This is a genomic window from Gemmobacter aquarius (assembly GCF_003060865.1).
Classification (GTDB): Bacteria; Pseudomonadota; Alphaproteobacteria; order Rhodobacterales; family Rhodobacteraceae; genus Paragemmobacter; species Paragemmobacter aquarius.
Map to the genome: position 1 here is coordinate 91771 of NZ_CP028920.1, position 12447 is coordinate 104217.

General features: G+C 58.6%; 7 protein-coding genes. All 7 read right to left on the reverse strand.

What is annotated here, in order from left to right:
• Positions 1–34: 34 nt before the first annotated feature.
• The 7 genes from HYN69_RS19685 to HYN69_RS19715 all read right to left on the reverse strand — a co-directional run bounded on the left by HYN69_RS19685 (position 35) and on the right by HYN69_RS19715 (position 12440).
• A complete protein-coding gene (locus tag HYN69_RS19685; protein ID WP_108437603.1) occupies positions 35–1507 on the reverse strand; it encodes a class I SAM-dependent DNA methyltransferase in 1473 nt (490 codons plus the stop codon).
• Positions 1504–3435, reverse strand: coding sequence for a DUF262 domain-containing protein (locus tag HYN69_RS19690; protein ID WP_108437604.1), 1932 nt, complete (start codon positions 3433–3435; stop codon positions 1504–1506). Before HYN69_RS19690 ends, HYN69_RS19685 begins: the two co-directional genes overlap by 4 nt.
• Positions 3425–4999, reverse strand: a complete 1575-nt coding sequence (locus HYN69_RS19695; protein WP_108437605.1) for a restriction endonuclease subunit S — start codon at positions 4997–4999, stop codon at positions 3425–3427. The genes HYN69_RS19690 and HYN69_RS19695 overlap by 11 nt, the downstream gene beginning before the upstream one ends.
• Complete coding sequence (locus HYN69_RS19700) at positions 4996–7746, reverse strand: type I restriction endonuclease subunit R (RefSeq protein ID WP_108437606.1); 2751 nt, start codon at positions 7744–7746, stop codon at positions 4996–4998. The genes HYN69_RS19695 and HYN69_RS19700 overlap by 4 nt, the downstream gene beginning before the upstream one ends.
• Before the next feature lie 218 nt (positions 7747–7964).
• Positions 7965–9935 carry an ATP-dependent nuclease gene (locus HYN69_RS19705; RefSeq protein ID WP_108437607.1) on the reverse strand — a complete coding sequence of 657 codons (1971 nt, stop codon included), beginning with the start codon at positions 9933–9935 and terminating at the stop codon, positions 7965–7967.
• Between the two features lie 175 nt (positions 9936–10110).
• A complete protein-coding gene (locus HYN69_RS19710) occupies positions 10111–11046 on the reverse strand; it encodes a DUF2493 domain-containing protein (protein WP_108437608.1) in 936 nt (311 codons plus the stop codon).
• Positions 11047–11408: 362 nt separating this feature from the next.
• Complete coding sequence (locus HYN69_RS19715) at positions 11409–12440, reverse strand: DUF7146 domain-containing protein (protein ID WP_108437609.1); 1032 nt, start codon at positions 12438–12440, stop codon at positions 11409–11411.
• Between the last annotated feature and the right edge of the window lie 7 nt (positions 12441–12447).

Sequence of the window (12447 nt, forward strand, 5' to 3'; positions counted from 1 at the left end):
TCCTAAAGCAGGTACGGGTAGGCGGGCGTATTTTTCAGGCCCTACTTGCCGCCGCGAATTGTTCCATCGCCGCCTCAAGATTTTCCATGATTTCAGACATCAGAACATCGGGTTCCGGCAGATTGTCGAGGTCGGTCATCGTCGCGTCCTTGAGCCAGAAGAGATCAAGGCTAGCCTTGTCGCGCTGTAGCAGTTCGTCCCGCGAAAAGGCGCGCCAGCGGCCATCGGGCGTCTCTTCCGACCATGTCGCCTTGCGATCATGTCTGGCAGCAGGATTGTAGCAGGCTACGAAATCTTCCAGATGCGACTCGGATAGTGGCTTTTGTTTCAGGGTGTGATGAACGTTCGTGCGGTAATCGTAGAACCAGACTTGCCCGGTCTGCGGGTCGGGGCTAGCGGGCCGGTTGTCGAAAAAGATCACATTGGCCTTCACGCCCTGAGCATAAAAGATGCCCGTTGGCAGTCGAAGGATCGTATGCAGGTCGGTGTTCTGCAAAAGTTTGCGCCGGATCACTTCGCCGGCGCCGCCCTCGAACAATACGTTGTCGGGCACAACCACGGCCGCCCGTCCAGTGGTTTTCAGCATGGCCCGGATGTGCTGCACAAAGTTCAGCTGCTTGTTTGATGTCGTCGCCCAAAAGTCCTGCCGATTATAGGTCAGATCCTCAGTCTCCTGCTCGCCCTCGGCATTGGTGAAACTCATCGAGCTTTTCTTGCCGAACGGCGGGTTTGCCAGCACGATATCGACACCCTTTGAGGGAGCCGAAATCAGTGCGTCTGCGGGGGACACAAGGCTTTCGCCTGTCATCTCGCCGATCCCATGCAGGAACATGTTCATCAGGCACAGCCGTCGGGTGCCGGCCACGATTTCGTTCCCGACAAAGGTGTCGTGCTTCAGGAATGCCTTCTGATCCTTGTCGAGGGCGAAATGCGCAGGGTTGGTCAGGTAGTCATGCGCGGCCAGGAAAAAGCCGCCCGTGCCACAGGCTGGATCGGCGATGGTCTGGCCGGGTTCTGGGCGCATGCAGGCAACCATCGCCCGGATCAACGCGCGCGGCGTGAAATACTGCCCCGCGCCAGATTTCGTATCTTCGGCGTTGCGCTCCAGCAGCCCCTCATAAATGTCGCCCTTCACGTCGGCACCCAGCATCACCCATTTCGTGCCGTCCACCATGTCGATCAGGCGGAACAGTTTGGCAGGGTCGGTGATCTTGTTTTGCGACTTGGTGAAAATCTGCCCCAGCATGCCCCGCTGTTCGCCCAGTTTGCGCAGCAGCGCCACATAATGGGCCTCCAGGTCTGCGCCGCGCCGGGTGGTCAGGCTGCTCCAGTCGAACCCCATCGGAATGCCGATGTCACGGTTATATGGCGGGCGTGCATATTCATCGGCCATCTTCAAGAAGATCAGATAGGTCAACTGCTCCAGATAATCGCCATACCCCACGCCATCATCACGCAGGGTGGTGCAAAAACTCCAGACCTTGGAAACGATGGGGGCGGTGTTCATACCGATTTGCCTTCTACAGTTTGGTCGCCTTGTTTAGGCAGGGCAGGCCAGATATTTACCGCCATATTTGCCAGCGCCTCTCCGCGTGCGGAAATCACGGCCTCGTTCCACTGATCCAGCCTCAGGAACCACTTGTTCAGGAAAAGCCCGGTGTGCTCTTCCAACTTTGCGCGCTTCTCCAAGAACCCCTTGTTCCCGACCGAGATGTTCAAACCGCCCGTCAACAGAGTGAGGTTGCCAAGGGTTTGCACGATCGTGTCTCGGGCTTTCGCCTTCGGGTTGCCGGAGAACCGTTCGACGAACGCCCCCTCCTCGAATGGCCAGGCCTCAGTCCATGATTGAGGAAGGACATGTTCTGTCCACAGCCCGGCAGGCATTGGTATCTCTTCGGCGAACCTCGACCGACTGGCGAGCTCCAACTCCCAGAGCACATCTTTGATCCGGGTGTTCGGAGCCAGAGTGTAGGCTGCCTTGGTTAGCAGCCCATCGCGAAATTCTTTTTCATCTGGAAACCTTGTGCTGTCGCCTGGCCGTTTTGCAAAGAACTCCTGCAAAGCACCAACGCTGGCGCCTTTTTCCACGAACACCTGTGACAAGCTTTGGAACACACGGTTCAGGTTTTTCGCCGTCAAGCCGGACAAGGCACGGCGCACTACATAGGAATAGATCAGACGATAAAGGGTGCGCTTCTCGGCATTGGCAATTTTGCTGGCGCTGATCTGCATGGCAATGGGATACGCCGTGGTGACCTGCCAGGCGGACAACTTGCGCCCGAACCAGTGCAAGTCGGCATCCTCTGCAATCCGCCCTTCAAGCGTTTCATACATCGGGGCATATTTTCCCAACACGCGCAATTCGTCCTCGACCTGCTGAAAGCGAGGGCGGCCTTTCGGCACCGCGAAGGCACGGTATTCCGCGTATAGCTCGCGCATGGAAATCTTGTCGCCCGTTTCCGCGGCCAACACGTGGGCAAGGAAGTGGTCGATCCGAGGACGTGTGGGGCGTGCAAAGGGGGCCGCCTCGCGCCACCAGGCGTGGTCAAACGGATCCCAAAGGGTCTTATAAAGATCTTCGACCTCGGCTTGTTCCTTCTCAGCGCGGTAAAAGATGTTGTTGCGCACCAGATCCATCGCCAGCAACGGCTCGCCCTTTGAATTCAGCGTCTCGAAGATCACCTGCGCGTCGTCGCCTTCACCCAGCGTGATCACCACCAGCTTCATGCGGTTCAGCACGGCTGTCAGCATCGCCTCCAGCCGGGTACCGATGGCCTCGGTGGTGTCGGTCTCATCCGCGATTGTATCCACGGCGTCCGGCGTATCATCGTCCGCCATCATCTCGGCGGACCCGAACTGGGCAAAGCGGTTAATCAGCTGATAGAACTCATCATAGGCCCGCAGCGCCCGGAACGGCGTGTTCTTTGGCACGCTCCGCCCCCAGTAATTGGCAGCATACTGCGTCCGGATCGCCCGGTAGTCCTTGTCCATGATGTCATGGAACACCTTTTGGTCTGATGGGGTCGGTGTCAGTTTAAACCGGGTCAGCTTGTCTGTGTCTTTGGTTTTCAGGTTGTTGAACAGATAGCCGCCTACATGGGCTGCAACATCGCTGTGCCCGTGGGTCTTTGCCACTTCGCGCAACGCCGCAAGGAACAGTTGAAACGTGGTCAGTCGCTGTTGCCCGTCAACGATCTGCACCTTCGGCGTGACGCCGATCTGGGCCGCCTCGCCGATGGGGGCAAGGATCAGCGCCCCCATGTAATGCTGAAACTTGCTTTCGCCCTCCAGCACCTCGATCGCCTTGGCCTCGACGTCCTGCCAAAAGGGGAGGAGTTGAAAGTCGTGCCATTGGTATTTCCGCTGATAGAGCGGCACCATGAACCGGCGGCCTTCGGCAAGGATAACCTCGATGGGGTGATCGTCAGCCTGCATGAGCGGTCTTTCTGGGTTTTGTCTTGCCCGCCTTTGCCCGTTCGGCCTTGATGCGGGCCAAAAGGGTGGGGGCGGGTTCGTCGGTGGGGTCTTGGGGGACGAGGCTGCCTGCGAATGCACGTTTCAGGATGGATTGGCGCAGGGCGCCCGAGCGGGACAGGGCGGCGTCGATCTCGGCCTCCATCCTGTCGGCGGCGGTAAGGCGGGCGTCGAGGATGCGGATGATTTCGGCTTGTTCGGCGGGGGAGCAGATGGGGACTGGGAGGTTTGCGATCTTCGAAATACTCAAGGTATGCAAACCGGACGTTGAACTTGCTTGCGCCTTGATCAAGTCGCGGCCAACCGGCGAGATCATAAACAACATCGCAAACTGTGAATCTAACAGCCCATCTGGCGAAAAGCGGATTAAATGGTTCTGGTGGGTGATGTCCGGGATACTTCCGTCCCAAACCGCCACCCGTCCGATCTGATCAAGTGAGCCATTTCCTTCGACGAAAAGCAGGTCACCTTTTTCAAGGCGTGATTTGCTGAACTCTTCATCGGTCACGCCAATTTCCGAGATGTGGTCAAGCCTCAGCTCGTTGGAATAGATGTTTGCAACCCGCAAATATTTAGCTTTTCGCGCCAAAGATTCACGCTTTTGATTTTTCGTCAGGCCTCCACTTGTGCGACCGACGTCTGACATGGGTGACCAGCGCCATGATGTTGGAACCTGCGCAACCTTACCAGAAGGGAAAACGGCTTCCCCAATGATCTCCGGCGGCCGCCCCGGCTTCCCAGGCTTCCTACCCACCTCACCGCCTGCGCGCCATTCGGCGAGGGCGGTTTGCCAGTCGTCGAGGGCGGACTTGTAGCGGGTTTCGCGTTCTTTTTGGATGCGGGCCAGCAGGGTTTTCGGGGTTTCCAACTTATCCGCGTTCTGCGCGCGCCAGTCGGCGGTCAGTTTGCCCTCGAACGCGGATTTGAGCAGGGATTGGCGGTAAAGCGCCAGCGTGGCCTTGGCCCCGCGCAGGTTTTCGGCGCCTTTGTCGATCCTCTCGAACATCGCCTCGATCTTCTCAACGATCCGGCGTTGTTCGTTTAGGGGGGGGAGAGGGATAGATACGGATTTCAGCTCATTTTGCCCGATGTTCCTCATGGAGGCTTGATTGCCAGTGGACACAGCAGCCAATTTGCGTTTGCCCTCTAAGCTTTGAAGGTATTTCAGAAGCCATGGCTTCAGAGCTGGATCGAGGTCCAGCCTCAGAATTTTGTCGCTCAAGAATAAATTGGGATGGTCATTCCGGACCAATACGACCGCGCCGACCAATTCCAGCGTGTTTGCTCGTGAGAACAGGAAGTCGCCGGCCTTGATTGCGGTATCCGACATGGGTTCGAAACTTTTTGGCAATGTCTTGGATTGAGCTGCGTCAAATGTGCCCCAAGTCACTGCGCTCACTTTGACAACGCCGCGCTCGTTTTCCTTTGGTGGTCGTTCCTCACATTTAAGGCTCTTCCCAGCTTGAATTGCCAAAAGCAAGTCGCCCATCGTGGCAACCGTCCACCCCTTCGGCAAATCCGTCATGCCGAGAGCGCCTCATTCATCTCGGTCATCACGGCCTCCATGCCTTCGCCAAACAGCGCATACATCTGCCCCATTCCGCCCTTGCCGTCAAAGGGCGCCATGTCCAGATCATCACGCTCGATGATGAAAGACGTGGCCAGGTGGTCGCGGATCATGTGCAGCCAGTCCATCTGATCCTTGGTGAATTTCTCGCCCGCGCCCGAATGGCGTTTCAGGATCCAGTTCTGGAAGTTGCGGCGCACGCGGTCGGAATGGCGGGTCAGCGTGGGATCAAGCCCGGTGACGCGGCGGATCAGCGCGACAAGGGCTGTCAGATCGCCTGCGGGCGTGTCGCCCTTATACCCGTCCAGATGCGCATAGGCACGCCAGACGGTCAGGGGGGCAAGGCGGGGTTGGTCGGTGGTCAGCCTGTGCAGCACGTCCTTGACCATGGCAAAAGTCACCTGCGACCGCCGTGCAGGGGTGTTGAAATAGATGGTCAGGGCGGCAACCTTATCGCGGTTGTCATTCAGGTAGGCTGCGAAATCGCTGGTGATCTGCTTGGCGTTTTCGGTGACATCGCCCGCCCATTCGGCACGCAGCAGTTTGTCTTTGCTATCATGGTCGATGGTCTGTTCATGGTCGCGGCGGATGGTGTCGATCAGGTTGATCAGCGGGCCGGTGAACAGGTTGGCGGCGTGCTTGATCCGCGCCTCACGCGCGGTGTTCATGGCGGCGTCATCCGGCTCGGGGTGGCCTGCGGCCTTGGCGTCCGCCTCGACCTTGTCGGCATCTATCGCGTCGAACAGATCACGGATGATGCCCGCCAAGGGGCGGCCCGCCAATTCCGCGATCTGCGCCTGATCGGTGGCGTCCAGTTTGGTATCCAGCCGCGACAGGCGCGAGGCAAGCGAGCTGACAGTTTCCTCGGACCGGTCGCCCATCATCAGACCGTAAGCAAGGTCTTTGAACGAGATCGACGGCTTGCTGTCCAAAGGCTGGCTGGCGGTCTTCAGCGATTTGGTCACGCCCACAGCATCAATGATGACATAATGGGTTTTCGCCAGCGCCGAGGGGCTGACCTTTTTCAGCGCGTCGGCATCGACCACTCGGGTGCCGCGCCCCTTCATCTGTTCGAAATAGTTTCTCGACTTCACGTCGCGCATGAAGATCAGACATTCCAGGGGTTTGACGTCGGTTCCGGTGGCGATCATGTCCACGGTGACGGCGATGCGCGGGTAATATTCGTTGCGAAAGGCGGAAAGGGTGGATTTCGGGTTCTTGGCCCCGTTGGTGATCTTGCGGCAGAAATCGTTGCGCTCGCCAAATTCAGTGCGGACCATCTGGATGATGTCATCGGCGTGGCTGTCGGTTTTGGCAAAGATCAGGGTTTTCGGCAGTTCCTTGCGGCCGGGGAAGATGGCTGGCCACTGGTCTCGGAAGGTCTGGATCACGGTGCGGATCTGGTCGGGGGCCACGATGGAACGGTCAAGCTGGGTCGCAGCATAGGCGGCCTCGTCTTCCTGCGTTTCCCAACGACGCGCACGGGTCTGGCGTTCGCGTTTTTCAATCAGTTGCTGGGCCTGCAGTTTGCCGCCCGCCTGACTGATTTCGGTTTCGATCAGGAAGACCTCGTTGCCGACGTTGACCTTGTCGGCGATGGCGTTTTCATGGGTGTATTCGCTGACGACATTTTGTTGGAAAAACCCGTAGGTGCGGGCGTCGGGCGTGGCGGTCAGGCCGATCAGAAAGGCGTCGAAATATTCGATCACCTGACGCCAGAGGTTGTAGATAGAGCGGTGGCATTCATCGATGACCACCACATCAAAGGTCTCGGGCGGCAGTTTCGGGTTATAGACCACCGGAAGGGGTTCACGGCGGCGCCATTGCTGATCTTCGGGGTGTTGGTCTTCGGCAGCCTCATCCAGCGGCTCGCCCTTCAGTGTGGCATACATGCGCTGGATGGTGGAAATCACGACCTGAGTATCGCCTGCCATCGACGGGGAGGTGAGGCGCTGGACGTTATACAGTTCGGTGAATTTGCGGTTATCGTCGTTCGGCAGATAGGCCATGAACTCGCCCTCGGCCTGTTCGCCAAGGTTCTTGGTATCGACCAGAAACAGGATGCGGCGCGCGCCAGCGTGTTTCAGAAGACGGTAGATCTGGGTGATGGCAGTGAATGTCTTTCCCGAGCCGGTGGCCATCTGGACCAGAGCGCGGGGTTTGCCCAGTTGGAGCGAGGCCTCCAGCTTGGTGATCGCCTTGATTTGACAGTCGCGCAGGTTATCGGTGTTCAGGTCCGGCAGCTGCTGCAACCCGGCGCGCAAGGACAACGGATCATTGCGCCAGGCCTTGAGGGTATCGGGGCGATGAAAGGTGAACACCTCACGCGAGCGGGGGCTGGGATCGCGACCATCGGTAAAGCGGGTAACGACGGCAGTGCTTTCGTAAAGGAACGGCAGCGGCTCGGCGTTCGACACCCATTTCAGCTTTGCGCTGGCATAGCCTGATGATTGCTCTTCAACTGTGGTCAGGCGTTCGCCCCAGCTGTCCGGCTTTGCTTCCACCACGCCAACGGCACGTCCATCGACGAAAAGCACATAGTCGGCAGGCCCGGTATCGGTTGGATATTCCCGAACAGCGACACCAAGGGCCGCATTCGGGTTCAGCGATGACTTGTCCTGCACCAGCCAACCCGCAGCCAACAGCCGCTTGTCGATCTGATCGCGGGCGATCTGTTCGGGGTTCTGGTTGACGGGTTCTAACACTGGCACACAAAGTTGTTTGTTTTCACAACCATGATGGTGTGTGGCCTGTTTTTCAATCCCTTAAGCCTGACGTGTTGAACTCAGTGACTGGAAACGTTTAGCCTTTTGGGGATGGAGACAAGGCGCAGAACAATTTTCAAGCCCTAGTGTTCTCCATCTGATGAGAGGGTCCCATGCACCACAGGCTTGGTCTGGTCACGTCAAGCAGCTATTTGGACTTACCTACGCAACAGCCCGTTCAAATGCTTGAACGCTGCCTCGAACCGGTCTTTTGTTTCGTCCGACACCTTCGGCCAAAGAGTGGATAGCTGCTCGGTGAAAAAGCGTGCGGGCCTGTAGTGGCCGAATGAACCAGACTTCATCGGGTTTTCGGCTAGCCAAGCGTCAATCGCCCGAAGCGTGCGCGGCACATTCTGGTTGAGCTTTGAAGGCGTGATTCTTGACGCAAGCTGTTTGCCGTATTCGCCGTTGACAAGTTCGAGATAGAAGGATCGGTCGAACATGTCCTCTACATCGGCTTCAGCAGTGCCGGTGAAGTCCGCGTACGTCGACACCTGCTTCTTGTTGAGCAGATTCTTCTTGTATAGGTCTTCGATGAGTTGCTTATCGCTGTTTTGAATATCCAGCAGCGTTGCAACGTTGATCCCCTTTTGCGAGCCGAGGAGCGCCACGAACGTTGGCACTTTTCCGCTGCCGCCGACGGGAGTGATGGTCCACTGTTCCGACAACCCCTCGCGGCCCTCGCGCTCCATTTGGGCCGACATCGCCCTGAGATAGAGCATATCCGCAACACCCTCGACAATAAGTGAGTTCGGACCGATGAAAAGGGTCTGCTGGATTTCGTAGCCGAGCGCGCCCTGCAAAGGGAATAAGCTATCGTCGGTGGCGTCGAACACGTTCGCCAGCACTTTCGTGCCGTCTTCTTCCTTGGGAAGAGCCTCGAGGGCATCAATGCCCAAATCCTGCACGATGCGAACCCGCTCGAACTTAGTCGGGTCGATCATGAACGGTGAGTGTGTGGTATATAGGAGTTGGTGGCCCGACAGCTCGCTGTCGAAATAGCGTAACAAGTCAGCCTGCGCTCGGCCGTGCAGTGATAGGCCAGGCTCATCGAGCAGTAGGATGACATTCTGCTTCTGGCGTTTTATGTCCTCGTACCAAGCCAAGAACGAGAAGAACCACACAAATCCCCGCGACCGATTGCTAAGCGGCGTCGTGGCCCAGTGCACTGAGTCATACACCTCGCCCCAGACGTTGACTCCTTGCTGCATCCCGTCAGGGTCTCCAGCTTTCGCGTCACGCACATCGAAGCGCATCTGTATGTGCTTGTTTTGAGACCAGTACTTGACGATACGCTGGGTTAGGTGGTTCCCAGCACCTTGCAGCTTGTTCTTCAGTTCCACCGTGTTGTTGGTGGCCACGAGTTTGCGGTGGTCGAGGCGCGCGAGGTTGATGAGGCCTATGAGCGGGTAGTCCGAGTCGAGGAGCTGGTCGCTGTCTTCGCGCGCAATGAGGGCGTTGAGGTTGGCCTGCCCTTCCATCTGGTAATACTCATCGAAGTAGAGAAACTTGGGCACGCGGGGCCAGATCAGGTTGTGATAGATGTAAGAGCGAACATTGCCACTCTTGGTGACCTTATCGACCAGAGATTTAAGCGCCATGACAGCTTCGGTAGCTTCTGCAACATTGATGGTATCAGCAAATGCCTGCCAGCCTGAAGCTTCGAGCAGCTTGGTCTTTAGGTCATCAGGCAACGCTGAGTTGTCAGCGAGGTGCTTCCTTGCAGCAGCCTCATCGCATGTCAGGAAACCCTTGCTGCTATTGTTGCCATAGTAGCATTCACGGGTAAATGTTGGGCCGGTGAATGCCTTTGGTCCGAAGACTTCTGATATAGCGTCGAAGTCATCCTGTTCGAGTTCGTAAGTGCAATTGACAACTACAGCCTTCTCGCGCTCGCCACTTTCGACCGCGTGCAAGTAGTCCTCGACCTCGCGCTTGGGGTAGTCGTAAGTCTCGTCGAAAACCGCGTCCTTGGGTCGAATAGGGTTGGTGCGATAAAGAGCAGTCAGAACAGTGGTTTTGCCTGCCTCGTTCTTGCCGACGAAGCAGGTTGTCTGATCGTCTACCTTTATAGGACCAGTGTCCCAGATGCTGCGGAACTCACGGACCCTGTATTCCTTCAGCTTCATCGCAAATCACCCCGTTATGTTCGCCCCCAACGTTACCAAAACAATCTATGAGTGAACAGGTATCGAACGGCAAGTCTCGCCCCGCGATGCATTAGTGGCCGCTTTGAAGAAGGAGCACGCAATATTTGGTAGCACCAGCAGACCGCTCTAGACCGAAAACGAGATCTGAGGGGGCTCACGCCCCCTTCTCGAACTTCAGAACCGGGATGCCGAGCTTCTTGGCCTTGTCGGCGAGGTTTTCCTGGATGCCATTGCCCGGGAAGACGAGAACGCCCACAGGCAGCACTTCCAGCATGGCATCGTTGCGCTTGAAGGGTGCGGCCTTGGCGTGCTTGGTCCAGTCTGGTTTGAAGGCAACCTGCGTGACCTTGCGGGCTTCAGCCCATTTGGCGGCGATGAGTTCAGCACCCTTGGGGCTGCCACCGTGGAGAAGGATCATGTCGGGATATTTGGTTTGGACCTGATCCAGCTTGCCCCAGATCAGGCGGTGATCGTTGAAGTCGGTCCCGCCGGTGAGTGCGATCTTGGTGCCTTGGGGCAGCATCACTTCGGTTTCCGAGCGGCGTTTGGCGGAGAGGAAATCGCGGCTGTCGATCAGCGCTGCGGTCAAGTGCTTGTGGTTCACCATCGAGCCAGAGCGGGGCCGCCAGGTGGAGCCGGTGTGCAGCTCAAACGCCTCGGCGCTGCGGTCGCGGAAGGCTTCCAGACAATGCCGCCTTTCGACCAGGCTGGTGCCTTCGGCCGTCAGGCGCTCAAGTTCGGTCGATTTCACCTCAGAGCCGTCCTGTTCACGCTGCAGGCGGTGTTGCGCCACTTCATTGCCGTCGAGCAGGCGCTCGGTGCGGGCGGCGGCGCGGTGGAAGAGGTTGACCTGGCCCCAGAGCAATTCTTCGAGGTCGGGTTCCATGCGGGTGTCGCCAAGGGTTGCGACGAGGGCATCGAAGATATCGCTGACCGCGTCGATGAGGCGCTCGGGTTCCGGCATCGGGCGCAGATCGACCTCGTCCTGAAAGGCACGGGTGCCGTAGAGCTGAAGCTCCTGAAGCGCCCAGGCGGTCTGGGAAAGGGCGGGGCTGCGGTCGAAATCCTCGCTCTGGAATTGGGTCGTCATGGTCTTTTGCCTCCGGCTGCTCGGGCCCGCGCGACATCCCGCGCGGCCTTCATGGGCTGCGGAAGCCGTGGAAGGGGACGCCCCTTCACCCCCTCTTTGGGGCCGGAACGCATGTGGAGGAGGACGGGGGGCGGCTGATTTGCCTCGCGATGCAAAGGCGGGGCGAGCCCCGCCGGCGGAAATCAGTTGCCCCCCGTCCTTGAAGGGGCGGCCCCTTTGACGGCCGCCTGCCCATCTCTTGAAGGACGTGCGGATGCCTGCGCGGGTTTGACAGCCGGGGGTTGGGCAAAAACGCGGCCCTGTTCCTCAAGCGATGCTTGACCCCCTGCCCCGCTCCCTGACTGCCTTTGCGCTTTGAGAGTTCAGATCGTCAGCAGATGCTGATCCTTGGGGTCGATCTGCTCTGCCAGATGCTGGCGCAGCGCGTCAGCGCCGTGGGCGCGAAGATCGTCGTTGAAATCCCCGAGCTGCGGCTCGAGCACCCTTACGGCAATCCCGGCCTCGGTTGCTCTGGCGGTCAACCTTTCCGCCGCACGCTGCCCCGCCGGATCGCGGTCGATGGCGATGTAGAGGCGCTGCAATCCCACCGGCAACAGGACGGCTCCGAGGTGACCCGACGAGAGTGCCGCCCAGACGGGCAAAGAAGGTGCCGCCTCGCGGACGGAAAGCATGGTCTCGAGGCCCTCCCCCAGCACGAGGGTTTGATCTGCTGGTGCGATCCTGACGGCATTGCCGAGGAGGTGACCCATAGCCCGACGCGGTGTGTCGACAGCCGCCTTGTCCTGTCCGTTGCTGCTGAGCCAAGTGCGATGCACGCCCTGCAAGGCCCCTGCTCCATCGGTGACCGCGGCGATCAACGCTGGTCTGGGAACAGGTTTGGTTTGACCTTCATCCCGATGCCAGCACTTCGGGTGGAAGCGCAGGCTTGAACTCTGCAACGCTTGGGTGATGCCCCGGGCGCGCAAGTAGGCTTCTGCCAGAGTGCCTGCCAATGGCAGCGAGGCCGCAAACAAGCGCGCCGCTGCTGCTGGCGTACCCGAGGGGGATTTTCGGCTGCGCGGGAAATTGGCATCCGGGAGAACCGGCTGCGGACGGCCAAGATGCATCCGTGCCTCGGCCAGAAGATCGGGAAATCGGGTGATCCCCGTGCGTTCGCGGATGATGTCGAGGAGATCGCCGAATTCCGACGTGGCTGAATCGGTCCATTTGCCCCGAGCTCCCGGCCCCGAGGTGGGACCGGTCAGCCTGACGAACAGCGAGCGGCCCGGATTGTTTTGCAGATCACCGACCATCCAATAGGAGCCTTCCCGCCTGCCGGCGGGAAGATAATGGCGGCAAACGCTTTCGGCATTTTGCGAGAGGTCTCGCAGTATCTCTTCTGTTTCCAATGACATGGCACAC